Source organism: Lacticaseibacillus yichunensis (assembly GCF_003946405.1).
In the GTDB taxonomy this organism is placed as follows: domain Bacteria; phylum Bacillota; class Bacilli; order Lactobacillales; family Lactobacillaceae; genus Lacticaseibacillus; species Lacticaseibacillus yichunensis.
Window position 1 is genome coordinate 1 of record NZ_RHOG01000023.1, and the last position, 26,998, is coordinate 26,998.

The window sequence follows — 26,998 nt, forward strand, 5'->3', positions numbered from 1 at the left end:
TTACTTGAGGGTAGTAAGAGCACATCGCGCCACACCAACGTTTGCGGCGCCTTGTACCGCATTTGTACCGTATTTTGTTGAAAATCACGCTTTCAGGAGGATCCCGCGATGGACGAATTGATTTGGTTCGGAGACACCTTGATGACACATGACCCAGACACAGCCGGCGTGTACCTTCTATGGAAGAAACACGAGCACAACCACCTGCACTTTGCCGGATTCTTTGATGCCGACACAACCGGAGACGAGTTGGCCGCGATGATTGCTGACATCAACCAGCAGCCACTCAATCCCGTCCAGCTGGCGCAATGCTACGCGGTCCAGCTGACGGGGGCGACAGCGAAATGAACACCGGCCGCTGGCTCAACGCCTCCGGCTATTTTTGTAGTTCGTTTCTCCGCTGGTCGATCAGTTTCTGCAGCTCGCCGAGATCCTCGGCGGTCGCCTTGCTCCGTATGAACGATCGAGCAGTTGAGCGGCTGGTAAGATACCGGCGGCGTTCTCGGTTGTCGGCTTCGTACTTTTCCTGGGCCCGTTTCTGTGCGTCTGTTTGAGCCATGGTGTGCCTCCTATTTAATGAACCATCCGATGACGGTAACGATGATGTCGATGGCGAGCAGTACCGCCAATACGGTCGTGAGCTTATTGTTTTTCATTAGCGTTGTCACGTGGTAAGATTTGTATGACAAACAGGGCTTTCGCCCTGCTGTCGCTATCTGAGCTTTTGTACGATGTCGGCTATCTTATCGATGATGTCGACGACAACCAAGGTTATGGCTAGTAGCTTGGTTGCTTTGTCGTATAAAGGCTCTTTCTTTTGCTTCTTACTCACGTTGCGCCTCCTTTCCTTAGGTATGAATATAGTATAGCACGGCTTTCGTGTAGTGTCAACACTATATAAATAAAAATAAGCCCGAAGGCTTAATTAGCAGTCTAACGCATTACAGCAGCAGCAAATCCGAGAATATCTTACGACGTTCAGAAGAAGTTTTATCTGTAAAGTCAACGTTCTGTACCCAATCAACCAGCTTAACCTGGTTCTGATTATTGACACCTACAAGAACATCATACCCGGTCAAGTACAAAATGTAGTCCATTCGTTTGATGTGGCCTTGTAGCCCGGAGTCTTCGAGAAAATCCAGTACACGCTTTAGTGCATTCAGCGTCGTGTCCGAAAGTTGGCGCATCTGAGTTGCGTCAAGCTTACTCAACTGTCCGGCCTTATTGTCAGAAGGGATAGGCGAATAATTCATTTTATGATATGTGGCTCTTGACTTCTCGTACGCAGGGTTCAAAAGCGCAACCGGATATGAAAGAGATGTGGAAAACGGGCTAAACAGTTCTCCATAGCCATAGTCTGAGGCAAGCTGTTTAAACTTATTGGCATAGTCTGTATAGATATCAAAGTCGTACGCCTTAGACCGCGAGAACGTAAGCTGCAGCTTGCTAACTCGGCTACCAGCATTGTTCAAAACTTCAAACCACTTTAGTTGTTCTTCTTGCGTCATATCTTCAGCAATGTGCAGTGTATATTCATATTTAGAAAGTTTTTCACGGATATCGATGATGTACGAGTAATGGCGTGTGGGATCATAACCAGGCATGCCAGCTAAATATTTCTTAAGCTTCTCGATGTTTTTATTTAGTAAAATGCCAGCAGGAATCTGGTTTGATGTGGGGATTTTTGCTTCTACGAACGTAGCCTTGCCAAAGTCGAATACGACATTACTAATTCCAGCAGCGTTCGTATACGCTAAGTAGTTAGTGGTCAACCGCTGTTGACCATCGATTACTGACCACTTCACCCTCGCAAGTTCATCATCGGTCATTGGCCGCCGGTCAATCAGGCTTATTTGTGGAGTGGCAGCCTCTTTATCAAGAATTTCATTAAGAGACAACGGTGAGATTGGCGCCTTCCCAAACAACTGATAATTTAACAACGCAACCATCTTCTTGGTGTTCCAGCTGATATCCCTCTGATATTGCGGTAAAGACAAGACCCCATCAGAAATATATTGATTTAAGTCTCGTATGGATCTAGACATCTTGCTATTTGTCGGGTCAAAATTATACGTTTTAAGTTTTCGTTCATTTAACCTCATGTCAGTCTCCAATCATTTCAAAATTTTAGCAGCTATTTTTAGCAGCTATTTTTAGCAGCTTGTGCAAAAGCATCTTACCATCATTTTCTTGCGCGTGCAACCTTCATGCTTTGTCATGCAGTCACGCCATTCATCCGACGGTCACTATCTTGGGGTGCAGTCAACCCCAAGACGGGTTTTTCTTCTTCAACCAAAAGGAGACCTCAAGAAACAAACACCGGTATAAAGGAATTTCTGATGTAAAGGCTGACGAAGCCAAAAGAAAAGCGCCCCATCCCTTGAGAAATGAGGACTCTCACGTCTTTTGCACAGTTTTACATCTTTTGCTAAATTCTGTAAAATCAACGTTTCTATGTCTCTGCAACTGTGTGATTTTTTGCACACAAAAAAGCCCCACCCCGCAAAGGGTGAGGCCGTGAGAAACTATGCTCCACTTAAAACAAATCATTCGATTTTTTCTGGATAAAACAGTGGTACTAACCCGTTTTTAATATCGTCTTGCACCTGCTTACGCTCCAGCTCTTTAGCGAAAACTCGCTTAAACTTCTCACTAAAATCCGTCATATTATCCGAAAGCATCATAACTCCAATAAGTTTTGCCAGATGCTGGTCGAGCTGGGGCAGCCCCGTGCCTTGGGATAGGAATTGAAAGTTTTTATGCGCCCGATACACTACATTTCGGGGTGATGTACTCAGAGGATTCCTATTGTGAATCTCTTTCATGACCTCTTCTGGAAAAATTCCATAAACATATTTATTAGTGAAACCAGCAATCCATTGCGGTCGCTTAGGATTTGCTGGATCAAAAGCATCGGAGATTCCGTTAAGTCGATATACCTGTTCATAGAACTCACGCGGAAAATGTGCCTGCCATTTCAATAAATCTTCAGACAGATAGGCGCTCAGAAGCTTCTGTAAAGCTTGTGACTCTCGATCATATTGATAGCCGGTGGCTTCGTCAATTAGGGCTGTAATCCCCACCTTTGCGAGCGAGCGAATTATGAGTAATGAACGTTGGTATACTTCCTCTTGCGCGAGGGAAAGCACGCCTTTATCATGAGCCTCGATATATAGATCAGCAACGCTCGGTATGATTGTTGCATCATATGCATCTGCAATTTTGCCATTTTTGGCTCTATATTTTACCGGTTGTACCTTCGCCGCCAAATCGTCGGTAATAAATGGAACAATGTTTCGAGCACCAATAAAGGTTGGGTAACCATTAACTCGAGTTTCGCCCCTTCTCGAACGTTTTAAAGCATTGAAAACGTCAGTGGCGGTAATTAGCCTCTTACCGGTCTTCGTAACAAAGCTGTACAACTTTGTATCGCCAATCTCAACATACCCGGAATTAGCGATTTCTTCTATGTTACTCATAAAATTCCCCCTAAGCATTCAGCACATTAACATGTAATGCCATTTTAGCACATCATATATATATGTCGATTTGGACCGCACAAAAAAAGCCCCACCCCCGAAGGAGTGAGGCCGTGAGAAACGATACTCCATTTTAAAAAAATCATTCGATGATATGCAATGCCGTTTTAGCATATCATATCGATATGCCAATTTGGACCGCACAAAAATAGCCCCCCCCCGCAAAGGGCGAGCCCTAATGTTAGAACGGATTTGCCGCCGCAATCTTAACTTGAAGCCTGTCCATTGGTTCGCCAATGATGCCAGCGTACGAATCTTTAAACGCCGCCAGCGACTTACCATCATCACAAACAACGCCCAAATATCCGGCTCGTTTGGTCGTCTGGCTGCGATAGTATGCCTGTTGATAAGTCTCACCCGCGGGCGTGGTGTAGATCAGCTCGACCGCATCGATTGCCTCACCCTTGATCCCGGCGCACCCGTTGACCAGATCAGCCTTGTTGCCTTTCGTGATCCAGGACAACCAGCCGGACTTGACGGTATGGACGTGAAACTTGAGACTGCCGTGAGATACCTTGGCATAGAAGTAGTCGTTCGGCTTGTTGGGTACCCCGGCATAGCCGTTGTCCCCCGAACCGAAGTTTGTCACCTCACCAAGCCAACCACCACCAAGTTGATGGAAGCCATACATCACGTTGACTGCCTTAGCTGCTCGCTTGGCTACGGGATTTGCAACAGGCTTACTTGGCTTAGTCGTTGCCGGCTTTTCTGGTGTTGTAACTTTGACAGTGCCTGAGCCATTGACTAGCTTTTCCCAGCCCGCCTTGTCGAGGTATGCAATATTCCGGTCAAGACCACCACCAGAAGTAAATTGCCAAATAGTAACGTCTTTCCATGCCCCGGTTGAGTAAATGAAGTCAGGCACAGACCAACTTGCTTCATTCGTTGGGTATCCGGCCAACCACAAGGCACTGTTAGCAGCCATCGAAGCGACTTGTGCAATTGAACTCGCTTGAACGTATACGCCGGGCCATACGCCGGTGAGACGATGGACCTCGGTAGCAAACGTCTTGCCCCAGGCGTTGTTTCCCCATGCAGAGTTCTGATTGCTTTCCCAGTCCAGCCACAGTGTTGCTGTGCCAACGTAGTTTTTAATCTGCGCGATGAAGTACTGAGCCTCTTTCTTAGGGTCATCACCGCCAGCATAGTGATACAAACCGAGTACCCCACCTGCCTTTTTGACACCAGCATATTGAGCATTGCAGAGTGGATTAACGTATCCAGTGCCCTGAGTGGCCTTGATGATGGCGCCATCGGTGCCCTTGATCTGTTCCTTCCAGTTCGGGTTATTGCTTGAGAGATCAACGATTTTTAACGTCATTATTTTGTATCCTCCTGCTTAGGCTTCGTATAGGTCAAAGCCTGAGTGCTGTCGGACACGCCCGCGGTCGTCGGATCAGTCACAACCCCAAGAATCGTAAGCAGAGAAAACACCGCATTGATCACTGCAGTCAGTTGGGTGCCAAGATTAGCAAAGTCCCACTTATACCCAAACACTGCGGCAATTGCCTGAATGACTAGGAGTAATGCCGGCACTGCTGCCAGCCAGAATTTTCCGCTCAATACTCGTACTTTCCAATTAATCTTCATGTTGAACCTTCCTTTCAGTTTTTGATCTGAAGTTGTAAAACCTTGTTGTACAGTGCTTCACCCGTTCCATTTCCGCCCAGGGCTTTGTAGCTGCGGAAAAGGTAATTCAAATCGTCAAGATCGTCGGTACTGATATACCCGGCCCCGATGTGCTGATTGCAAAGCATATAAACATCATGGTGCAACAGGCCGACAAGCCCCGCATAAATCGCCTTTCCGTGTTTTCGATGCGTCTGCCACTGGCTTAAAAACCAACCAACCAAAGCCCCCCCGCCCAACTCTACAAAAATGTCTAACCAACTCTTAAAATCCACATCATTTCACTTCCATTCAACAAAAATAGCGGCTACAACGCCGCCACAATTATATTTGATAATTACATTAATCGTCGGCTGTGCTATTGGCCGTATCGTCAGCAATTAAATCGTTGTCTAGTTGATCTTCTGTATCGTATACCAGTTGCTGAAAGGCGGCAACGTCAGCTCGAGTTTCTTTCTTATTTGCTTCGTATGTGGCTTGATTAATCACTGATGCAGTCACACTGCTTGGGCCACTACCATGTGCAATATTTGCACTCAGACTCATGACAGCCTGTTCATTGATTCGTGAGGTGCCTGTGATGTTGATATATTTGCTTATCGTTAAAGCCATAATTTAATTCTCCTAGTTTTTTTCCTTTTTCGCGATGGAAAAAGATTCATGCAGGCCGAAGTATGCCTCTGCATCCTGACCATCAAGTTCGTGATTAGCTGCATAATTATCAACAAGATGAGCTACGTCATCAATATGGTTGACATACGTGCCACCTTCAACTTCTGCTACCTGCTTCATTAATATGGTGTGCGCATGAAGATATTCATCGAGCTTAGCTGGCTGAATTTTAACGCGACCATCATTTTCACGAGTTAGAGGATTATCTTCAGTAACGGGCTTATTATTATCCTTTCGTTCGCCAAATTGATTTATTAGTTCTTTTTCTGCATCTTGCAGGGACTCCAAGGATTTATTCAAAAGCTTGACCATTTTAGAGCGGGCAATACTGTCGGCCCCCTTTAGTTTGATGGCCTGCAAGAAGTTGATAGCCGGGACCAAGTATGAGTTAGCGAGTTTGATTTTCATATGTGATTTCCTCCAATAAAAATGGCCGCCATCTAGGCAGCCATGAGTTTATGAATCTGTTCTTTTAACAATTTATTTTCGTCTTCAAGTGTCCGTATGCGCTTCTCGTGATCAGACAAAATGACGTTATGATACATCGGGATACGGTCATAATCGAGTGAGTCGACCTCGCCGTCCCTGTACTCGACCACTTGCGTTAGACCCGCTGCGGCAAAGTCATCGGCTATGAAACCGTAATATTTCTTCAACTGGTAGTCAGACCCGAGCTCGTTTCCTTGCGTCTCAGCGGCCGCTATTGTCTCAACCTCGGCTTTGTCGTACCAAGACTTAGGATTGATATTAAGGATGTTCTTAGCAACGCTGATGACGTCCTCCGCATCTTCGTCCATCAGCTTATATTTGCGAGCTGATGTAACGCGGCCGAGCACACCGTTAGAGGTAATTACCATATTCGAGCTGCCTGAATACGTTCTATTATATGTTGACGTACTACGGACATAACCGCTACGACTGTCAGTTGCCACAACTAAATCACCAGTTAGCGGGGTTTTATCATTTACATTTTCCGCATTTAAAACTACTGCCTTCGCATGTATTCCAATTTCGTTACCTGGGCTACCCGTTGTATTATCAACTTGGATGCCAAACGACGAAGTTGACGTTGAGGTCGAGCCGACCCATATAAACGGCCGGTTTGTCCCCCCATATACATTGAACCTATTTCCACCATATATCACGCTTTTCTGACTCGAGTACATAATCGACCCAATAGATGAAGCCGCAATTACAGCCCCGTCACCACCCATAAAGTCGTTGAATGGATCCCAATCAGAATAGTCTTGTGTGCTTATTACAGCGGATAACTTGCCCCGTATCCAAAGACCCGGAAGACTGTTTAGATATGCGCTATTATAACCTAATGATCCATAAGCTGGAGCGGATTCTGACAACATTGTGGCACCATTGGTGAACGTTAGGCCGCCTTCTTTGGCAATAAATCCATTACCAGTTGCATCAGTCTGTGAAAAGGTTCCGTTGTTTATTTCAATGTCTAGATGTCCGTCGGTGGACTTGATACTACCTTTTTGAAATAAGACTTCACCTGTATTTAGATTCATACTGATATTTGCACCTGATAGAATACCTGTAGTAATTGCCGATGCATTGATATTCACAACGTTGATGTCAGCAGCATCGATTGTACCTGCAGTCAGTTTGTCAGCAGATAATGAACTAATTGCTGCGTCTGGGATAAAGGCTGCACCACTGAATGCGACCGTTGATGCATCGAGATAAATGGACCCTGATGACTGGATCAACGTTTTTCCTGCTGCAATATTGATCTGGTCCAGAAGACCATCCTTCGTGACACGCAGGTTAATGTCATTTTGGAGGAGAGAAATTTGACTTTGAGTCGCTTGATTTACCGAATTAGTCTCGGTCGCAGCGTCATTTGCAGCTTTCATGGCAGCATCGGCAGCAGTTTTAGCTGCTTCTGTTTCTGATTGTGTTCGCACCAAATCAGCTTGTAGCTGTTCGTTAGGTTTGGTTGACGGACCCTCACTCCATAAACCAATTTGTGTATCAGGATCCACCACATATGTCATGATCGTAGTATCGGGACCGTCTTTTTTGAACCAGATATCACCAATCTTTGGATGAGAGGGCTCGTCAATACCCTCAGAGACTACGTGACCGGCAGCGTTAATGTATTGTCGGACGTTTTCAACAAACTGACTAAGTTGACCGCGGTATACGAAATTGGCGGATGCCGTGACGGTAGTATCAGCTTTACTTGTAGCTGTGAGACCTCCGCTAAAGGTCATTGAGTACAACAGGTTGGGTGTTTTGAACTCATTACCAGCTGTATCTTGAAGCGTGACCCAGTCACCGGCTTCAAGCGTTGGATCACCGAACCAATTTAGCGTGAATGGATAGAAGTTCAGGTCCTGCAACTGTTCGTACAGCAAATCAAGCAAGGTCTGGTTCATACCTGGATTAGTGAAGACTATCTGTGTCCCTGAACTGCTACCAGACTGAAGTGTGATGCTGTTTTGACTCTCGTTTCCGCTGTCATCAGTGGTCGTTGTTGTGACGGTGCATTGAATCCCCCCAATGCGATACGGAGCCTCATTCTTCGTCAGGCCCATCGATTGGTACTGACTGGGACTAATCACCAGGTTCGAATCGTTCAAAAGCCGAATATCTAGAAGTCCCTCACGATCAAAAGTAGCAAATCCGCCAACAAATTGTGCCACATAACCGACCGCATCACGATATGTCATACCATCAAGCGCCACAACCCTAGTTGTCGGTATGCGCGCGAAATCGTCCTCGTTTACCTTTACCCCGGCCATATTTGCGATTTCAATTGCGATATCGCTGATTGCAGCCGGATACGTGAGCTTGGATGTATAAGTGCCACCGAGCATGCACATGCGGTCAGATGCCGAGACGGTTGTTGTGTTGTTGTTCCGGTCTTGCTGGACCTCACTATCAATCACGAAGACTCCCAAATCAGTGAAGTCCCAAGTCCCGTCAGGAAGCTGGATGCCAATTTGAGGTGTGATCTCATCGAGTAACTGTAAGCCTTCTACCAAGTGGCTGAAGGAAATCTTAATTGTATTCGTATACGTTGACCCAAGCGTCAAGGCCTCACCATTCATAGCTCCTGAATCATAGCTTAAGCTGGTGACGTCTGTTGCCGTGTACGTGGTGGTGCCAATCTTTACCTTCACATCAAGTACTCGTTGCGTTGCAGCCCATGCATCATGGACCGCTTGTGGTTTTAGCAGCAATATTGATCACCTCCTATTGCTCAATCAAATCGAAGCTAACGTTCTGCCACATCAGCGAAGCAAGTTTCTCGTTCCAACTATATGCAGCAGCCGTCCTATCACCAACATAAAAGGTGGCAGTTTTCTGGCCACCAGTTACTGGATCAGGATAAATTACGGGAAAGAACACGCCGCTGATGGCTTGCATGATCGTTGCCATCTGGTTATTGCTAAGTGGCCCCCAGGCGATGGTAAGTTTCCGCTTGGTTGTGATTCGATCACGATGCATATTTCCACTCGCATCACGGGTTGAATTGCCATCGATATCTTGAACCACCGCTGTGAATGATTTCGGTGCCGTCACGGCTTTACCATTGATTGTCAAAACTGCCGACAATTTCACCATCTCCTATAATTTGATTGGGTTATAACCCAACTTCTGAATACGTTTGTTAATCGCTTTAATCACAATCTGGCCAAGTACGTCGCTATCGACCTGCATGGACACATCCATATCAGTGTCAGATTGCTTGCCACCACCGAGGATCTCGCTGATAGTTTCAGCAATTAAGCTACCGATGGTCTGCGCATCCAGGCCAGACAAACCGCTTGTCTGAACAGAAGCCCCAGACTTTCCAAGGCTGCTGGTGAGGCTTGGCTCATTAGCAATGTCAGGCGTAACCATGGAATAATCGCCAAGTTTCATAACAGACAAAGCATCTTGCATGAGTTCCATTGCCCGGGCTGGTTTTGTCAAAGGAATCACCATCTCTGATAGATCATGTTCACCGACCCGATAGAGACCGTCTTTGTTGATCAGCCCACCATCGGCGTATCCGTGACCATGCCCCAAGAAGGATAAATCAGATCCGTATCTATGTTTGGCGTAATTCAGGCCTGCCAACATGTTGTCAAATCCGTTCCAGATGTTGCCATGACCCGCCAATTCATAGGCGGCAAAAGTACCTGGCTTAACTTGCATCAGGCCCATCGCGTTACCGTCTGACAAGCCGTCATCACCGCCCATTGCCTTGGCATTACCACCAGATTCGGTGTTGATTTGGCGAAGCACTTTAGCAACCATGCTGCTACTAGTAGAAAGACCCAACATGCTTAACGCATGCTTGACGTCTGGCCGCCAACGACCCACGCCACTACCAACAGGGTCAGCAGACTCAAACAGGCTCAGCGCCTTTTTGAGCATTGCCGTGGCCCCACCAGCCATCTTACTGATTGCTCCGCTAGCTATGCTGACGCCGATGCCGGACTTTCCAGTTAAACCTGCATACTGCTCAACAACCCAGGTCCACAGTCCTTTGGGATTACCAACGAACTTAGAAATTGTATCAACTGCGCCATCAACAAAGCTATTGACGCCAGAGGCAATGTCTCCGAACAGATTCGAAAGTCCACTAAGATCAGGCATCTTGAAATCAAAGTCAAAATCAAACAGGCCTCCAGCGTAGTGTGGAACTTGAGAGACCATTTTCTGAGCCACTCGTTGTGCTGGCATAATCTGCGTACCAGCAGGTAAGTTCAGTAACAAGTTACGTTGCGCAGGAAACAGTCCACTTCGTCCATCAGGCAGGCGATAGGCCTCTTGATAGACATCTCCCGGAGCGTCGTTTACGATTGCAGGACCACCTTTGTGACGTCCACCAGCCTCGAAGCTTGGAATGCTCCATGCTGAGAGACGAGTGCCGGATCCGACTTTGCTAAGCACCCAATTGATACCGCTAATCACGCCATTAACTGCCCCGCCGATAATACCAGTAATCCCGTTCGCGATTTTAGCAGCACCTTGTTTGACGGCGTTATATCCCTTACTGAGCCCTGAACCAATACTTCCTCCGAGGCTACCAGCCCACGAGGACACTGAAGTAAATGCTGACTTTGCCGTACTTTTAACATCGGAGAAATATGGCTGAGACTTAGTCTTCAAAGTATTCCAAGCCGAAAGTGCACCATCTTTTGCATTTCCAGCAAGAGATGACACATTATTTTTTACTCCAGACCATGTGGAGGACGCATTATCGGATATTTGTCCAAACAGGTTGGAAGTATTCGTCTTAGCTGCACTCCAAGTGTGTTTCAGATTATCGCCCGTATCGCCCCAGAACTTATTCCATTTAGCTCCAAAGCTTGCAGAAGTATCAGACCACCATGTGTGTATATCTGTACCCCAATCAGTAGTCTTTTTCTTGGCTGTTGACCATGTGTCGGCAAGTCCCTTTCCAACTTTTCCCCAAAAATCATCCCAGTTCTTTTTCGACTTTGTGTTGGCTTCTTTTTGTTTGGCAATCATCTCAGCGTTGTAATTTTGATTTGCCTCGTTTGTATCATTCCACCAATCACCTAACTTTTTGGTCATTTGTTTGGCACTCCAGCCAAGACCGCCAAGCCAATCATCAGGTTTCTTACCTTTACCAACAGCGTTCCAACCATCGGTAAACTTCTTGGCACCATCTCCCGCCCATTTTCCAATAGTGCCACCAATTTGAGAGCCAATAGCAGCTCCAAGCGGTCCGCCAAAGAATAGCCCTAGGCCGCCACCAATAGCCGTGCCGGCCCCAGAACCAAAGCCTTCGAACTTTTTGGTTGGATTCTTTTCTTTGATAGCGGAGACAATATCCCAACCGGCGCCGAGCACGACTCCTGCACCAGCAAGCCCAGTAGCTACTTTGCCTGCTGTCGTCAAACCGCCTAGTCCCCCTGCCCCCTTGATCGATTGTGTCGCTCCTGCCAAAGGACCACTCCGTAAAGCTTTGAACATCGAAGAATCCTGCCAGTTCTCACTGACAATACTCCACATTTTTTTGAGCTGACCGACGGCACCCTCCAGCTTATCAACGCCAGTGATGCCTTTGAAGAAGTCACGGAGTACGTGTTCTTTCCCTGAAAGGCTAACAGCCTTATCAACGAGTTTTCCCAGTATCCCTGTTGCTGACGAAAGCCATCCACTTGCTACCCTCAACGCAAGCAACGCAGCAAGCGACACCACAATCGCATCAACTAACTTCTGGTGTTTACTGATCCATTCGCTCAACTTAGTGAGAATTGTAACAACACCCTGCATAATCGAATGAAATGATCCTCCTGTCCACTCAGCAATTGGTCCCAGAAAACTGTCAAATAGCCATTTCACAACAGGCTTTATATCATTAAGGACTGCGGTGAGAACCTTCAAAACCGCCGAAAGAACATCGAAAAAATCTGGTAAAACTTTTGTAATCATGAAACTGGATAAAGGCAGTAGTAAGTTTTCATACCCCCATTCGAGCCCGTCCCAAATATTTTTAGCAAACGGTCGTAACGCACCGATCAGATTATTAACAGATTGAAGTAATGGCTCGAAATCAAGTGAATTTGCCCAGTCTGCAGTGGCCTTCGAAGCTTTATTAATTGCGCCAATAATATCGTTAACCATTCCGAGAATGGTGCTGAACAGTTTCTCACCAACCCCATGATCATCCCAGGCCGTTTGAAGCCGTTTTGCGATGTTCTCGATGGTTGTATTGATATTAGTGAAGATGCTGAGAATGTTTTTGGCAATCGATTCCCCAACACCAGAGTTCCACGCATCTCGGAACGCTTTGGCAATTTCGTGAAGCAAAGACAATACGGCATTGAATGCGTCAAACAGAGTCTGAATCATCCGTGTGCCGTGACCGTCGTCATTCCACGCATCCTTGAAAGCCTTAGCAATATCACCAATGATTCCGAGAACATCAGCGAGCAATATTAACAGGCTCTCAATGAACTTTTGGCCGGTCCCGTTGTCCCACACTTCGAGGAACGACTTACCAATCGACTTGATCAAGCCCCACGTTTCACCCAAAGCGGAGTTCCACGCATCAACAACTCGCTTACCAACCTTGCCCCAAGCAGCTGCAATTGGCTCCCACAAATCATCAGCGATATCCTTGATGCTCTTTGCTAACTGACTCAACCAAGCTGGTGTCCCATAGTTAGCAGTCGCTGCATTAAAGTCCGGGCCAGTTGTATCCCTAGGAGTGCTTGTTGATGGTGTAGTTGCTGAATCAGTATCAGATTGCTTTTGCAGTGTGTTGATCTCATCAAAGCTTGCCAGAGACTGCTGAAGATCCTTGGCCTTCTTCGTTGCGTCACTGGTGTTGTCAGCTAGTTGTTTGGCACTGCTTGCGGCTTTCGATACGCCACTGTTTGAGGCCGTTTCGTTTAATTTAGAAATCTGCGTCTGGAGACCAGACGCACCTTGCTTGGCAGCACTGTATGTAGTCCCGAACAGTGTTGCAATAAAGCTGGCTAGATAGCCCGTGACCTTGGCAAGCCCGGACATGAGCGCATTTAAAGCTGGCATAACCGCCGTATAAATTGGATAGAACGCAGTGAGCAAGTTCACTCGGACTTGGTTAAACGAGCCGGCAAACTGCGAATTCGTCTCCGCCGCTGTCCAAAGCCACTTGACTAAACTCATGAGGCCTTGTCCCAAAATCTGATACAGAAAGACAGATGCGCCAACCTGGCTTAATTGACGAGAGATGCCGCCGAGGCTTCGACTAACGTTGTCCGCACCTGATGTGGTCCGTCCTGCCTCTCGATTGAAGATGCCGAAGAAACCGCTTGCCCCATTGCGAAGCTTGCTGAAGAACCCGCTGCCTTTGTCCGAGCTTGAGTTCATCGAGTCAAGACCAGACTTGGCTACGCGAGCACTCACACCTTCCTCTGTTAACTCCGTGTTCACACCAGAAAGTGCAGATTTCAGGGCTGAGGCGCGATCTTCAGTTTTTGCATAGGTCAGGTTTAAACTATCATTCTCAGCAATTAGTTTGTTGACAGAGGTCTGGAGTTTATCGATTTGTTCCTTCGTCCTGAGTGATTGTTTGGAATCTCCCATTGTGAAGCCCTTAGTGAAATCTCCGCTAACCGGTGTCAGCTGTTCTGAATAGGACACTTTCAGTTGTTTAAGCTTAGACTGCAACTGATTTATTTTGCCTTCGTTATCGTCCATTGATACGGCGATGCGTTGAAGTGAAGCCGGAACTGCATCAAACTCCTGCGACATGCTTTGAGCTAAATCCTTGGCCTGGTTCTGATATCTTTGCATTTGCGCTTGGGCGCTAGCAATCTGTGAATCAAACTGCAATACTTTTCCGGTGTCACCCGAACTTTTTGCACTGGCTTGACGGATATTAAGCGACTGCATCTTGAGCTGTGCAGCTCTGGCCTGTTCCATTTTTGCGTTAATGTCACGCACCAGACTATCGACTTCTTTACTGGCACCGGTCCGCATCTTGCTCATGTTCTTGACACCAACGTCAGCAACACCAGCCGTTCCTTTTCTGCTGGTGTCCTGCATCTGCTTGAAAGCAGACGTGAATGTTTCACTCATCTTTGCCAGCTGTACAGAGAGGCGATTGGTTCCTTTACTTATATCAAGGCCCTTGGTTACGTCTTCACTAGCCTTATCACCAGATTGCTTGGCTGCAACGCCCATCTTCTCGAACAGAGAAACGGCCTTGTCTGTCATCTCCCGAAGCCCGCTAAGGTCAATATTGAAGCGTGTGTTAATGTCACCAATATCAATTCCATCCATGGGTTATCACCTCACCTTCCTTGTAATTGCTGTTTTTTCCGTTGTAATGTGGCCTTGACCAGCATCGCTTGTTGCATCAAGAGTGCCTGATCATTTTGCCAAGCCGAATTAGTTTGTGCAGGTCGATTGGGAGCTTTTGATTCATCAGTACCAAGTCCCCGCAAGAACGGATATGCCTTGTATAGATCTGGCATCTTTGATGGATCGTTCAACGCAAACGCCATCAGTGATGCCTGTGTGTGGTCCATTACAGCTTGCTCTCGCAATCGTTCTTGATGCTGGTGCCGATAGGCCTTAATCTGACTTACAATTTGTTCGTAGGTCATGTCAGGGTACTCAGTCGCCGGAATACCCGAATCGATGGCAGGCTGTTTAAGCGCCTCGAATAGGTCAGTCAACGATCTTAGTCGAGTGGGCTTTCCGCCACTGCTTCCGGTGCGTCGAGCGTCACGACTTTTCTGCCAGAGCCCGCTTTCTCGTCCTTCTTCGGTTCCATATTTTTTCCTAAAAAACCTGATTCATCGAGCAGGTCTTGCACGATCTTCATGAGGTCCATCGTCGTATGCCCCTCATCGAGAAACTTTTCAAAAGCGTCGGCAATCTTCTCGTCAGTTACACCATGGACGTTGTTGGCTCCTTGGAGCACGATCAGTAGCTTGTTAGCTGGGGGCAATTGCATGCCACCTTCAGCACTGAGAAACATGCCGATCATGCTTTCTTTGAGCCGGCCCTCAATGTTAATAACATTACGGCCGCTTAACTGCAGACTTAATTCCAAGCCGCCAAACTGCACTGTAGTTGGTTTCTTAATTGTCATGATGAATACCTCTTTCAAATAATATTGTGGTGCAATAACGGGCCACCTTTCGACGGGTGACTCGCTCGTAGGCTACGCGCCCTCAGTCCCTGTTTCGCCGCTTTGTTCTCCGGTGGCAGAACTCTCACCGTCAGACGATGGCGGCGTTACGCTTTTGGGGCCGCGTCTACTGGGTGGAAGTCCGGTCCATCGGAAACAACGACCGTCAGAGTGAACTTCAAAGCCCCATTGACTTCGGCCGAACTCAGCTTCAGCGATGGCTGGCCGGTAAAGGTCACGGTCATACCGTCTGGATAAGTGACAGTCCAGTCGTAGTTCGTGGCCGTATCAAGGGCGCTCACAGCTTTAAAGTTGCTACCTTTATAGATGGCAGTGAACGCAAGGCTAGACGCATCTTGAATACCCGCGATTGACTTCTTTTTGTCATCGGCCAAGGTCGTGACATCAACCTTTTCTGGATCGGACCCAATTTCTGGTACTGTGCTGATATCAGTAATCTCAGTAGCTGTACCAGAACCGCCATGAGGCGTATAGGTCAAGGTCGTGCCCTTAGACAGCAACCCTTGACTGGCATCTGCGGTTTCCGCGAACCGCTGTAAATTCATTTTCACCATTGCAAAATCCTCCTTGTTTACTTGTGATAGACGCGCTTCAAGTCGTTGTCGACCGTGGCACTAAATGTGCAAACCGCGCGACGCAGGTCCGCAGTGTTCGATTGTGTTGTATTACCAAAAAATCCAATCTCTCCGAAAGCGAGCCGAAGTTTCTCAGTGATCGTGGTCAGGCTACCACTGTCCGTGTATAGCTCAACTGTCACTGTCCATTGTGTTTGTCTCTCGACCTGGTAAGCGTCCACTTGCACTGGTGCATGTGCCGTCCGATAAATCGCGGCGGGAAACTGCGACCAGTCATCAGGATAATCAGTCGCGCAAAGCTTCAAATCGGTGATGCTCCTAAGAATCTTCATCACTTCAACGTTCATGTTGTAGATCACTTTTGCATCCCTCCTTGAAGGCCATCGTGAATGCGCTGTTCCAACAGACGTTTAGCATCGCGCTCACCAGTCTCCCGTAGCGCAGGCACAAGAAACTGTCTTGCCGGTTGACCAGAGGTGACAAAGAACGATTTACCTTTGATGGTCAGCTTTCGCATGCCGTATATTTTGTTGAGGTCCACATCAACCATATCCACCGGAATGAACCAGGGGGTTTGTCGGTACACCGGTTGAAAGCCTGACGGAATATCTTTTCTTGAGGCCTGCCCATGTGCACCCGTCCCCAGTTCTCGGTACACGGCGACTGCATCATCGGACCACACGCGGCCAATGATGTTCTGCTGATTATCGACAACCACTTCATACTTAAGGCTTCGTGCAAGAGAACCGCTTGAGTGTTTCATGTCGGATTGGAGACGCTCAGTCGCCCGTGTAGTGGTCAATTCAACCACATCAAAAGCGGCATCCCAGGCTGAATCGTGGATCAGTTGAGGAAGCCGCTTTAGGTTAGCAATCACTTTGGACATATCAAGTTCAACGCCCATCACCACCACGCTCCAATCGCTCAATCAGGACGTTCTTGTGTGTAGCAAAGGTACTAATGCTGACGATTGTGTAATCGGGTTCTGCGTCCGCCTCGACATCGAGGCAGACGCCACAGCCTTCATCACGATTCTCGATCACCGAGTCGCTTTGCAACTTCAGGTTTTTCATGTATGCCAATCTTTCCCCATAAATCGAAGCGTTCAGTTGACCAGAAGCGGGTTGAACGTTGGCTTCAATAGCCACAGCGTCTCCCCAACCCTTCACAGAATTACCCTCATCGTCCTGAGTGTTGACTCGTTGTCGTAGGTTTATCGTTCGCAGATCTTGTGGTCGTAATCTCATGACAATCGCCTCGATCTGCCAAGCCGATAGGGCGCAATCGATGAGCGAATTGAAGCGGGAATCCCCACTTCAAAGGCGCGCGTCACGCCGCCCTCTACGCGCTGGGTCTCGCCTTCATCTGCTTGCTGGTTGTAGAACACCACAGCAAGACGACGCGCACCCAGCATCAACGAGTGGTTCATTTGCGCATCAGTTCGCCCTGTGTAGTCAAGGACCGCGGCCAGTGCCTCATCAAAGAGATCAGAGAGCAATGGTTTGTCTGCATCATTGGCCCCAACACGGCGTTGAATTGCCGAAATCTGCTCAGTTTTATCTTCTTCGGTCGTCATGAGCATTCACCTACTTACTGAGCGTGACGGTGGCCTGCAGAATCTGGTCCGGTTCAGCCAAAGATGGCAAAGCGACAGCTGATGCCTTTTCAAAGGTGCCCACTGGATCCTTGGATTCTGTGTAGACCATGTCATAAATATTGGCAACTGTAGAACCTTGTACGTCGGACAAATTTGCCAGTTCTTCAGGAGTGGGGCCGAAGATCTTTTCGCCAACGATTTCGTCATCGAACAACGCAATCTTGTCATCCGGCCAGTATGTCTTGGTGGTGAATTTGCCGTTCGCACCTTGGGTCTTGTACTTATCACCATACGGCCGAATGATCGGCAGGCCTTGTGCTTCGAGGAATGTGTCCAAATCAGCTTGACCAACAACACGGCCGGAATCTTTACCGAACACAGCCGCGATGACCTTTGCGTTACGTGTGAACGCGCGGTACAGCTTCTTGGATGTGATAGCCCGTGTCGGGGTGATATCCAGCATGTCTGACCAATCAAACAAATCATTCAGCGGGTCGGCATCGTCGCTGTCCCACGCGGTTGTAGCGGCAACCTGATGCGTCTTCGGTACTTGGTAATCAAGCACACCAGACTTCTTGTCATCTGGGTTGAGCGTAACCTTACCGGTTGCCAACAGTTCCATGGCCATGCGTTCAATTTGTGCCAGAACGCCTTGGTTCAGCACATCAAAGTCCCCATACACGTTGTTGCGCAGGTAATCGCCTTCTTGCGGTGTACGTGGATTAAGCAACGCGTACAAGTCTTGTTCTTTGATCTGCATCTTCCGCTTGATCAGCGCCAAATCCTGCACCTGTTTGTTGGCCTCACGGCTGCCAATTTCTGCCTCTGTATCAAAACCAGCAACATTGGCAAGAATCGGCACCTTCGTGCTACGTGAGAGTACATCAAGCGTCAGAGCTTCCACCCGACGAGTTGGAAACAATGTGTCGCCCAGCATCACCGGATAAGTCCGATTGGCGGAGTAATCAACCAACTCATGTTGGCTGAAGAGATCAGCAATAGTTGTCATAAATCAATACCTCCATTTGTTATTGAGCCGCAGTTGCTGTCACTGCTAATGCGGCCGAAACAGTACCCGCAGTGAACGTGATGTCGGCACTACCTTCACCAGCTATGGTAACGATGTATGTACCAGCACTCTTCTTAGTCACAGTTGCGATCTGCTCATTGTCAGAAGCAACCGTGATATCTTGCGGCGCGCCATCAGGGGTGACCGTCACAGTAATGTCTTTCGAAGTCCCGACAGCGCCGGTCATCGTCTTCTGTGAAATTGTCACACCATCAGGCGTTACGCTTTTGGGGCGCCGGATGCGCCCGCTTCATCACGCCATTTGATACCGGTCATTGCAGTTTTAGCTGCATCAGCCGGAGCTACAGGCAAACGTTGTTGCAACAAGTAACCCTCAACGATTACTCCAACAGGGGCCGCATTGTTAGTCACGTCGACTTCATCAATCGTGACCCCTTTCGCAGTTGCATCGTTAGCTGGGTAAATCGTCCCAGCTGGGATAACTTTGCGGCCACGATCATTAGTGATCACTGCCGCATTTGTGTTGTCCACGTATTCCGTGAACGATTGGAACTTAGCACTGGCCAAGAAATTGATCTGGTCAACGTGCTCATTTTCAACATATGGCATAGTCATTTCCTCCTTGTGTTACCCGTGGATTGCCCATGGGTTTTTCTTTCCGACATTCGGTTCTGCATTCCGCGCCTTAGCGGTTGCTTCGCCGGCAGATTCAGATGCTCCATTATTAGTGGCACCAGGTGCACCAGCAGAAGCACTAAGCCGCTGATCAACACCAGCTTTAACTGCATCGCGGAAGATTCCAGAAACCTTGGTGTAGGCCGCATCAATTGCCTTTTCATCCTGGCCGAGCACATCACCAAACATCTCGATTAGATTGCCTGGCAATTTGTCTGTTGCAAGACGAGCGCTCAACGTGGCCTTGTTGGTAAGAGTCAGTGTTTTGAGCTTCTCTTGTGCTAAAGCGTCTTGCGTTTGCTTAAGGTCATACGTCTGCTTCTCAGCTGGCGTCATGTCCTCATAGGCTTTCTGCTTCTGCGCATCGGTTTGCCACTGGTTTTTGGCATCGTTAATCTTACTGGCAACAAGAGCATCTAACTCAGCCTGACTGGCAAAGCTAACGGCATTCGGGTTCGCCTTAGCGGTTGCTTCGCCGGCAGATTCAGAGGGCTTATTGGCTGAATCGTTGCCCTTATCATCATCACCAGAAGTTCCTTGTTGGCCGTTTTGACCAACACCAACCGCGCCAACACCATCATCCGAGCCGCCATCGCCGCCTTCTGCAAACATCTGCAAGTTCAGCTTCAGTGGAGCATGCAAAATCAAATTCTTCTTCATAACACAAATCTCCTATCCTGCATTGGATAGCGAGCACAATAAAAGCGCCTTGCCGTGGCAGGACGCTGGTTCAGCATGTTCGCTTCTCTCTTCGCATGATTGATTTTAGGTATTGTTTGGTGGGCCTCCCCAGGCCCATTTGTTAAGCAGGTTCGTATGTCGCTTTAAAAATATCGGGTTTGCACGGATATAGCTCGCCCATCACACCTCGGATGATGTAATCGCCAGGACTGGCAATCATCTCACCTTCAAGTGTTTGGATGATGTATCCTTCGCCGTGTTCGTTGACTTCATGATTCGCCATCGCGTTGAATAACCAGACTGGCACAACGCTATCAATATCAATCGGTACGATTTTCCACGCATCAACGACTACAGGTTTCTTACGATATTTTGCCATGAGTTCCTCCTGAATTTGGCCAAACTAAAAGCACCCACGAAATTGTGGATGCTACATTCCTGGAACAATCGACTTAAGATCTTTTAAAGTGTTCTTTACTCGCTCCATCATTGAATTGCTGAAAAGATATTCGATTCCTTTTGGAGTGATCATCACATCTTGAATTTTTGGAGCAATGCCAGTAAGTGTTTTAATTTCAACAACACCACTGATATAGCCGTCTCTCGACATATTGAGAACAATGAAGTCCCAGTATGACTGATTCAGATTGATGCACAGATCATTGAATTCTTGGCTGGTAATCTGCTTCCCCTGCTTCAAGTTCTCATACAGCAACTTGAGGAGCTGGTAAACAATCACAAAGTAATCGTCCTTTGCCATCTAATCAGCCTCCTTAATGGATTGAATCTCACTCACAGGAAAGTAGGTATCAAAGCCGTTAACTGGCATCGTCAAGGCATCCTCGCCGTCCTCTGAGTTATTAGCAGCAGAGATTACATCACTAACAACGCCCTCGTATCGTTTACCATCCGTAGTAGTAATCTCAACGGCTAACCCGAAATAATTCTTATTCAGTTTTTCCATAGTCAATCACCTTCCTCGTCGGCACTAAATGAACACCACGTTTTCAAACTAAAAGCATCCACGCGGTTGTGGTAACTTATTTGTCAGCTAACTTTTCTTTCTCGTATAGCGCATTGAACTCAACAATGGTCAGTTTTCGCTCGATGTCGTCGTCTTCAACATATTCAATTCCCCAGGTGGCGTCAGAATGTCCGACATCAATCGTATAGGTGCCGGTAATATCCATGATGGTTGCCGTTCTGCCGTCTTTAAGTAAAACATTATCAAGCTCTTGGTACTTCATCCTAGACCTCCTCCTTTGCCCCTTCAATAAACGCAGTAACAAGCCAGGTCTTACCGTCTTTACTTGCCCATGCAGTTTTCACATTGGCAAGCTGTCCGTTTACACCGCGAACTACCTGATTTTGCATCCAGCCTTCGGACCCATCACCATTCATTCTAGTTTTCTTCGCGGGAAACTGTGACGAATTTTCAAGTAGAACTTTTTTCAAGTCTTTCCAATTATCGGCGTCATACCCAAGAACTCGGGTAAAGTTTTGTCCTTTTTCAAGTCCTTTTTCGTTCGAACCACCGAATAGATAGCTAGTGAATTTTCTTGTATCCGAAGTAGCCATAGAAGCATTTGGCAATCCAAGAGATGAATCTCTCGTAAGACGCATTCGTCGTTCGTAATCAAGTTGAAGTAACTGCCAATCTCTGTCGCCATTATACTTCATTGTCTGGAAATCGTCGAAGGTTTCGGGCATATCGTCTGTCATTAACGCTTTGTATCGGTCAAATAGTTCTGAATCAGTTGCTTGATTGCTAGCTTTCTGCTGACTTTCACGCACAGCTTCTTCACCATATTTATCAATCAGCGCCTGTTCCCACTCGTGCCATGTCGTACCGGCAGGTAATGCAATGGCGTGGCCAAGTGGATTATTGTAATCGTGTTTGCCAACAAACGTGTCCTTGCCAAAGTATGCGGCGGCCACGGTGCGACAGAACGAGTGGAACGGCGGGTAGTTGCCTTTCGCACCATCACAGTGAGCATCAGCTACGTTGAAGACCTGACCGTCCTTTTCACGACAGATGGTTGATGTGCGCCAGTCAAGTACGGCAATCAACACATACTGCTTCACTCCATGTGCACGCCACCCCATAAGCTTGGCCTGACCAGCCACAAAATTCGCCTCGGTTCTGATCAGGCGCCGAGCTACATAAGCGCCAACTTGGAACTCCTTTTGCAACGCGGCAATCATATCACGCTCGCTCATACCACTCATTTGTTGGGCAGTAAAAAGTTCGCCGAGCCTGTCTGCAAGATGATCAGTGTTCTTCCAAATACGACTGGAGTAGTTACCTCCGACCCACTTAATATTCAGCACAGCGCGCGTCTGTGACGTTGAGAGCTGTTTGAAAACTTTGGTGGGCTTATCAGGGTGTAGCTCAATTGTTTTGATTGCCTCGCCCGTGTCTGGATCGTTGAACTCGATCACATTAGGAAGCTTGCTCGCACCCGGGAAAGAACGTGGTGCCTTGACCTGCACGTCATGATTTGCCTGGCCAATGATTGCTTCTACCGCGGCCTGCTTGTAGGACGCCTGAACGGCCTTAGACAGGAAATCTGTTTCTTGCCGCAATTGTACGTCTGCTAATTGTTTGGCCACAACGTAGGCTTTAGCCCGCAACATCTCAAGCCGAGTAATACGAGCCTTAGCAGCCATTGCATTGAGATAGCGTTGAATCTGTTTGCGGACTTGCTTATCCTTAGTCACTTTGAGCATGGCAATCAGATCAGACAAGTCATTTGATGCCATCTTCGCGTTAAGCAAATCATGCATCATATCTTCGTTCATACCGGGTTGAGCAGAGTAACGATCATAAATATTCTTGGCTTCAGCCTTGAGATACTCTTGTGCTTGGAAATATGCGATAAGGATTTTGTTTTCTGGCTTCTTGATGCCCTTGTGTAACTCGGCGTCTTGCTCAACGGCTCGACGTTCCCAGTACCCGAAACTATCCTGCTTGTCGTCCTTGGTGTCCATAGGCTACCCCTCAATCACTTGCAGGTTGTCTTTGTACTGCATAGCAATATCAGCGAGCCCGTGATACAAAGCGTCGGTCAAAACGCGATTCTGTTCGTTGGGTGGAATGGCAAAGACGTGTAGCCGTTCCTTATCACTCAAGGCATGGCCACCATACAGCTCATTGGTAATGGCAATGCTAAGGGCCGAAACGGCTGCACACACAATGTCCATACCCTTAGGTAGATAAAGCGCGTGTCCCTCAATCAGGTAACTTGTGATTGCTTGATTGTCCGGGTTGCGTGTGATTGTCACCTTGATCATCTGGTTCACCTCCATCCTCGTTGTCATAACTTGATTGTTGTTCACCACCAGCCATAGCGATTGATCGTGCCTGATGCGCCAAATTTTGCTGTTTCTCGGCATTTAACATTGCCACTAACTCATCTGGGTTGTCTGACCCCGGAAGCCAACTGAGAGCAATCTGTTGAGGAATAACACCATCAGCATTTTTAATATTGTTGACGATGTCCGTGAGGTTTACTGGAATGTTTGGCACAATCTTGATCTCGGCACCATCGCTGTCCGCTTGCTGGCCCTTGATGTTGATCATCGTGGTCAGCAGCTTCAATCGACGTTGAATCCCACGAGCTAGATAACGTTGCTTCACTGCAAGCAGTTGGAGTAAGCCGAAAAGCTTGTACTTCATGGCTTCACCAGACACATTTCCCATAAAGTTCTTGTCGTTCATGTTTGGCACATACGTGACTTTGTGGATATCGTCTTCGAGTGACTGAGCCAACAGCTGAATCTGTGATTCATCCATTGATTTGGTCAGCCAGTCTACCTCGGCCCCATCATCACCCTTGCCTGGAGCTTCGATCATGCCGTTCTTCACGACGCTGTCCTCGAGCTTGAAACCATAAACAACGAGCAGCGCATCCACAAACGCATCTTTGTCATCGAGACGATCAGACTGCAAAGAGTTGTATGCGTCAATCAGCGTAACCGCTTGTTCGTAGTCGCCTTGGCGTTCCTCGTTATTCCGCAACTCATTAAGCTGCACGCCGCCGAAATACTGTGGCGTTTCCTGATACTCACGGATGTTTGTCTCATTGGGATAGAGCCCGCCGGTCCTATACGTGATCACATTGTGTGGTGTGTAGACAGTTGTGAGATACCCATCTGTGGCTCCGGTCAGTGTGTACTTCTTGAGCCAATGGATTCCGAATAGTGGAGTCTTATCAACAGTGTCATCAGTTACTAGGCAACAACCACGCGGGTCAATCTTGGCCACCCTTTCCTGCGTGCTACCGTCATCAAGCAGATCGAGATAGATCAGCTCGTATGCTTCTCCGAAAACGGACAGATCCTTCTCCAATTCAGCATCGTGTGAATTGATGTCCATCTGGTCGAGCACTTCCATGAGTGGCTGAATATCTTTTCCTTTTCCCCCTGTGATGCTGATTGGATTACCAGTCATGAAACCAACGACCATATCCGTCACATACTTGGCGTGGTTCACCATGATGCGGGGGGCTTCGTGGCCGCCGGACCGTGATTCGTGTTGAAGCCTACGCTGCAGAATACTTTGCTTGCCGTTGTACTCAGCGAAGAGATGATCTAAACGCCGCACGGCTCGTTGCCGTTGCTTGATTGCGTAAGAAATCACCTCGAGGCTCGGATGATCGATGTCACCGGCTAATTCTCTATCAATTCCAATTCCCATTGATCTGTCCTCTTTTCTATCCACGCAACCAACTTGGCTTCTGCACCATCTTCGCTGTCACGTTCTTGTAAATGACCATATAGACGAAATACCGCAATGCGTCCATGCAATGGTCATGCTGCTTGACGACCTTGTCTTCACCACGTTCAGCCGCCTTAGCATCCCAGATGTACGAACCGAACTCGGCAAACATCTGCTTGAGATTATCTGCGAACATAAGCCTACCAGAGTTCATGGCCGTCTGCGTGGCCCTAATGCCCGGCACAACATCGTTATTTGCTTTTCTTACCGAATACCCGCGGTTCTGCAAAGTGCGTCTAAACGAGCTCGCAGAGGGGTCTATGATGATGTCTGTTTTAATGTCACCAATGAACTCATCCATTCGATCTGCATACCAAGCATCATCGTGCTCCACCTGCGACTCTCGTCCGCTGTGATAGAACATCTTGAGGCAATGCCAGGTCGTACCCTTTTGCCCGAACATCAGGAACACGGTCGGATTCTGAATGCCATAGTCACAGCTAACGTAGTAGTCCTCGTAGTCGTGTACATCCGTGATGTGCTCTGTCATCGTGTCTTGGTTCCAGTTGCTATATACAACGCCCTCAGCGAGCACCCAAAGGCCTTCAATATAACGCCGATAGAAGACACCGGTGTACAGGCTACGAAGATCTCGCTTGATCTGATCACTCAAGCTTGGGTTGTCATCCATCGTGAAGTGAATGATAAGCGAGTCCTTAGATTTGTCATCGAGCCAGTTGAGCTTGAACCAGTGATATGGCCCCTCGGGGTTGCAATTGAACCAATACTTTCCGCCATCAACGGACACACGAGCGGTCGCTTGGTTAACAAAGGACTCTGGTTGCAGCGCGACCTCATCAAAGAAAAACCCGGCAGTGGTTATCCCCTGCACTAGGTCCTGTGATGACTCATCCCTCCCACCAAAAATGTAGTAAAAATTTGTCACGCCACCCTTGCGAATCTCGATCATATTGTCGGTCCGATGATCCAGCACTTGGTAGTGCCGGCCAGCAAGCATGCGTTTGAGCGGACTGAGAACGTTCCGTCTGAAGCTCCCAATGGTTTTGCCAGCCATGCCGAAGTTCTGGCCGCTGTAGTTGGTCATGGACCATATTACATACGACAACGACATGGTAACAGTCTTTCCTGCACGAACGCTCCCGTCGCAGATCAACATCTTATGATTCATCGTACCCGGGTAACGCCACCAGGTCAGCACCTGAAGCTGTTTTTTGGAGAATGGCGCAAATTTGAATATCGGTTGGGGTTTAATTCTTCTTACCATCCTCGTCATCCTTCCAAGCGTCTTCAGCTGACTTATCAATTGCCTTCAAAAATCCATCGTCGTTGTCCCCATCGTCGCCGACAGGCTCGGGCAACCGATCGAGCAACTCTTTGATTGCCTTCTGCTTGTCGTACAACTCTAGCTTGATCTCGCCCTTGTCGAGGCTCACCGACTTGATCAAAGATGTATCAACACCAGTCGCTTCTTTGAACTTGATACGATTGAACCAGTATGTCTGGGGTTTGCCTGTCTCGGGGTCCGTGACGGTCTCCATTTCACCGTCTTCGTTCTCCTTATACTTGAGATGCTCCTCAGTGGCCCAGTCAAGATAGTCGGAAATGTCAGATTTGGCTTGCTTGACCAGCTCGTTCAGCAAGTCTGAGGCGGTCACCTGGAGTCGCTGTTCATTCTGCTCGCGGTACTCAGTAATGTATTGCTGGACCTTGTCAATTCTTAGGAGCTTGGACGCAGAGGCCATTGCTGAGTCATAACTGGTTCGATAGACCTTCATGTAAGCCCACGTCGCGTTGAATCTCTGCAAGTAGTAGAACGCGAAGAGTCGGTATCGTTCTTCGGCTGCGTTCTTGGGCTCGCTGACATCCGGGGCACGCGAAAGGGAACGCTCCTTTTGTTTAGGAACGTTCCCTTTTGTTTGTACGTCTTCCCATTTATCCTCAGATTTCCACTTGCGAATCTGAGATGCTTTCTTGCCAAGTTGTGCTGCGATGTCTTTTAGCTTGGCCCGTTTGTCCGACTTAAGCCAAAGATCACGTGCCAGTTCGCGGGCTGGATCTCTCTTCCTCGCCATTACATATCACCACACCTCCCGGGCTTCTTCTTGTCATCTTTAGTCTTCTTGTCGTGTTCCTCTTTGGCGAGTTTCCCGATGATCCGGGCCTCGGCCTTCGACATGTAGCCGTACTTGGTCATCACCATTTGGCTCATATAATCCCTCCGC

At 47.9% G+C, this 26,998-nt stretch carries 32 protein-coding genes and 1 pseudogene; 1 reads left to right on the forward strand and 32 read right to left on the reverse strand.

The features are described 5' to 3' along the window. The first annotated feature begins 108 nt into the window (after positions 1-108). On the forward strand, positions 109-348 hold the full coding sequence (locus tag EKM95_RS07740) for a hypothetical protein (RefSeq protein WP_125697276.1): 240 nt from the start codon (positions 109-111) through the stop codon (positions 346-348). Between the two features lie 28 nt (positions 349-376). Here EKM95_RS07740 and EKM95_RS07745 read toward each other — a convergent pair whose 3' ends face one another. The 32 genes and pseudogenes from EKM95_RS07745 to EKM95_RS11665 all read right to left on the reverse strand — a co-directional run bounded on the left by EKM95_RS07745 (position 377) and on the right by EKM95_RS11665 (position 26,985). Next, positions 377-559 carry a hypothetical protein gene (locus tag EKM95_RS07745; RefSeq protein ID WP_125697277.1) on the reverse strand — a complete coding sequence of 61 codons (183 nt, stop codon included), beginning with the start codon at positions 557-559 and terminating at the stop codon, positions 377-379. Between the two features lie 382 nt (positions 560-941). Further along, positions 942-2,102 carry a DUF262 domain-containing protein gene (locus tag EKM95_RS07750; RefSeq protein WP_125697278.1) on the reverse strand — a complete coding sequence of 387 codons (1,161 nt, stop codon included), beginning with the start codon at positions 2,100-2,102 and terminating at the stop codon, positions 942-944. A gap of 444 nt (positions 2,103-2,546) precedes the next feature. Further along, entirely contained in the window at positions 2,547-3,479 is a 933-nt protein-coding gene (locus EKM95_RS07755; RefSeq protein ID WP_125697279.1) for a P63C domain-containing protein, read from the reverse strand. 241 nt (positions 3,480-3,720) lie between these two features. Beyond that, on the reverse strand, positions 3,721-4,860 hold the full coding sequence (locus tag EKM95_RS07760; RefSeq protein ID WP_125697280.1) for a GH25 family lysozyme: 1,140 nt from the start codon (positions 4,858-4,860) through the stop codon (positions 3,721-3,723). Between the two features lie 29 nt (positions 4,861-4,889). Then, positions 4,890-5,129 (reverse strand): annotated as a pseudogene (locus tag EKM95_RS07765) (phage holin); the annotation flags it as partial. Between the two features lie 14 nt (positions 5,130-5,143). Further along, complete coding sequence (locus EKM95_RS07770; protein ID WP_125697334.1) at positions 5,144-5,419, reverse strand: hypothetical protein; 276 nt, start codon at positions 5,417-5,419, stop codon at positions 5,144-5,146. A gap of 91 nt (positions 5,420-5,510) precedes the next feature. Beyond that, the gene (locus tag EKM95_RS07775) at positions 5,511-5,780 is read right to left on the reverse strand and encodes a hypothetical protein (RefSeq protein WP_125697282.1); all 270 of its coding nucleotides are present in this window, start codon (positions 5,778-5,780) and stop codon (positions 5,511-5,513) included. A gap of 12 nt (positions 5,781-5,792) precedes the next feature. Next, positions 5,793-6,248, reverse strand: coding sequence for a hypothetical protein (locus tag EKM95_RS07780; protein ID WP_125697283.1), 456 nt, complete (start codon positions 6,246-6,248; stop codon positions 5,793-5,795). 32 nt (positions 6,249-6,280) lie between these two features. Next, entirely contained in the window at positions 6,281-9,046 is a 2,766-nt protein-coding gene (locus EKM95_RS07785) for a hypothetical protein (RefSeq protein WP_125697284.1), read from the reverse strand. A gap of 13 nt (positions 9,047-9,059) precedes the next feature. After that, complete coding sequence (locus tag EKM95_RS07790; protein WP_125697285.1) at positions 9,060-9,431, reverse strand: DUF6711 family protein; 372 nt, start codon at positions 9,429-9,431, stop codon at positions 9,060-9,062. Positions 9,432-9,434: 3 nt separating this feature from the next. Next, on the reverse strand, positions 9,435-14,600 hold the full coding sequence (locus EKM95_RS07795) for a transglycosylase SLT domain-containing protein (protein WP_125697286.1): 5,166 nt from the start codon (positions 14,598-14,600) through the stop codon (positions 9,435-9,437). An 11-nt stretch (positions 14,601-14,611) separates the two neighbouring features. Continuing rightward, on the reverse strand, positions 14,612-14,998 hold the full coding sequence (locus EKM95_RS07800) for a hypothetical protein (RefSeq protein ID WP_164510128.1): 387 nt from the start codon (positions 14,996-14,998) through the stop codon (positions 14,612-14,614). Positions 14,999-15,003: 5 nt separating this feature from the next. Continuing rightward, positions 15,004-15,417 (reverse strand): DUF6096 family protein, encoded by a 414-nt coding sequence (locus tag EKM95_RS07805; RefSeq protein WP_125697288.1) that lies wholly within the window; start codon positions 15,415-15,417, stop codon positions 15,004-15,006. Between the two features lie 146 nt (positions 15,418-15,563). Next, positions 15,564-16,031, reverse strand: coding sequence for a phage tail tube protein (locus tag EKM95_RS07810; RefSeq protein WP_125697289.1), 468 nt, complete (start codon positions 16,029-16,031; stop codon positions 15,564-15,566). A 17-nt stretch (positions 16,032-16,048) separates the two neighbouring features. Then, positions 16,049-16,411, reverse strand: coding sequence for a hypothetical protein (locus EKM95_RS07815; RefSeq protein WP_225423234.1), 363 nt, complete (start codon positions 16,409-16,411; stop codon positions 16,049-16,051). Continuing rightward, on the reverse strand, positions 16,408-16,956 hold the full coding sequence (locus EKM95_RS07820; protein WP_225423236.1) for an HK97 gp10 family phage protein: 549 nt from the start codon (positions 16,954-16,956) through the stop codon (positions 16,408-16,410). Before EKM95_RS07820 ends, EKM95_RS07815 begins: the two co-directional genes overlap by 4 nt. Then, positions 16,946-17,200 (reverse strand): hypothetical protein, encoded by a 255-nt coding sequence (locus EKM95_RS07825; RefSeq protein ID WP_225423238.1) that lies wholly within the window; start codon positions 17,198-17,200, stop codon positions 16,946-16,948. The genes EKM95_RS07820 and EKM95_RS07825 overlap by 11 nt, the downstream gene beginning before the upstream one ends. A 95-nt stretch (positions 17,201-17,295) precedes the next feature. Further along, the gene (locus EKM95_RS07830) at positions 17,296-17,628 is read right to left on the reverse strand and encodes a phage head-tail connector protein (protein ID WP_164510129.1); all 333 of its coding nucleotides are present in this window, start codon (positions 17,626-17,628) and stop codon (positions 17,296-17,298) included. Between the two features lie 10 nt (positions 17,629-17,638). Continuing rightward, positions 17,639-18,658, reverse strand: a complete 1,020-nt coding sequence (locus EKM95_RS07835) for a major capsid protein (RefSeq protein ID WP_125697293.1) — start codon at positions 18,656-18,658, stop codon at positions 17,639-17,641. Positions 18,659-18,677: 19 nt separating this feature from the next. Then, positions 18,678-18,926 (reverse strand): Ig-like domain-containing protein, encoded by a 249-nt coding sequence (locus tag EKM95_RS07840; protein ID WP_225423240.1) that lies wholly within the window; start codon positions 18,924-18,926, stop codon positions 18,678-18,680. Between the two features lie 11 nt (positions 18,927-18,937). Beyond that, positions 18,938-19,288, reverse strand: coding sequence for a hypothetical protein (locus EKM95_RS07845; protein ID WP_125697294.1), 351 nt, complete (start codon positions 19,286-19,288; stop codon positions 18,938-18,940). Positions 19,289-19,306: 18 nt separating this feature from the next. Then, positions 19,307-20,014, reverse strand: a complete 708-nt coding sequence (locus tag EKM95_RS07850) for a DUF4355 domain-containing protein (RefSeq protein WP_125697295.1) — start codon at positions 20,012-20,014, stop codon at positions 19,307-19,309. 142 nt (positions 20,015-20,156) lie between these two features. After that, positions 20,157-20,414, reverse strand: coding sequence for a hypothetical protein (locus EKM95_RS07855; RefSeq protein ID WP_125697296.1), 258 nt, complete (start codon positions 20,412-20,414; stop codon positions 20,157-20,159). A 51-nt stretch (positions 20,415-20,465) separates the two neighbouring features. After that, a complete protein-coding gene (locus tag EKM95_RS07860) occupies positions 20,466-20,795 on the reverse strand; it encodes a YjcQ family protein (RefSeq protein ID WP_125697297.1) in 330 nt (109 codons plus the stop codon). After that, positions 20,796-20,999 carry an LSm family protein gene (locus tag EKM95_RS07865; RefSeq protein ID WP_125697298.1) on the reverse strand — a complete coding sequence of 68 codons (204 nt, stop codon included), beginning with the start codon at positions 20,997-20,999 and terminating at the stop codon, positions 20,796-20,798. It lies immediately after the preceding gene. A gap of 76 nt (positions 21,000-21,075) precedes the next feature. Beyond that, positions 21,076-21,282, reverse strand: a complete 207-nt coding sequence (locus EKM95_RS07870; RefSeq protein WP_125697299.1) for a hypothetical protein — start codon at positions 21,280-21,282, stop codon at positions 21,076-21,078. A 1-nt stretch (position 21,283) separates the two neighbouring features. Beyond that, on the reverse strand, positions 21,284-23,026 hold the full coding sequence (locus EKM95_RS07875) for a minor capsid protein (RefSeq protein WP_125697300.1): 1,743 nt from the start codon (positions 23,024-23,026) through the stop codon (positions 21,284-21,286). Positions 23,027-23,029: 3 nt separating this feature from the next. Next, on the reverse strand, positions 23,030-23,329 hold the full coding sequence (locus EKM95_RS07880; RefSeq protein ID WP_164510130.1) for a ribosomal-processing cysteine protease Prp: 300 nt from the start codon (positions 23,327-23,329) through the stop codon (positions 23,030-23,032). Then, positions 23,268-24,734 (reverse strand): phage portal protein, encoded by a 1,467-nt coding sequence (locus EKM95_RS07885; protein WP_125697302.1) that lies wholly within the window; start codon positions 24,732-24,734, stop codon positions 23,268-23,270. Before EKM95_RS07885 ends, EKM95_RS07880 begins: the two co-directional genes overlap by 62 nt. A gap of 16 nt (positions 24,735-24,750) precedes the next feature. Continuing rightward, the gene (locus EKM95_RS07890; RefSeq protein WP_125697303.1) at positions 24,751-26,040 is read right to left on the reverse strand and encodes a PBSX family phage terminase large subunit; all 1,290 of its coding nucleotides are present in this window, start codon (positions 26,038-26,040) and stop codon (positions 24,751-24,753) included. Further along, positions 26,024-26,848, reverse strand: a complete 825-nt coding sequence (locus tag EKM95_RS07895) for a terminase small subunit (RefSeq protein ID WP_125697304.1) — start codon at positions 26,846-26,848, stop codon at positions 26,024-26,026. Before EKM95_RS07895 ends, EKM95_RS07890 begins: the two co-directional genes overlap by 17 nt. After that, the gene (locus EKM95_RS11665; RefSeq protein ID WP_164510131.1) at positions 26,848-26,985 is read right to left on the reverse strand and encodes a hypothetical protein; all 138 of its coding nucleotides are present in this window, start codon (positions 26,983-26,985) and stop codon (positions 26,848-26,850) included. The genes EKM95_RS07895 and EKM95_RS11665 overlap by 1 nt, the downstream gene beginning before the upstream one ends. Between the last annotated feature and the right edge of the window lie 13 nt (positions 26,986-26,998).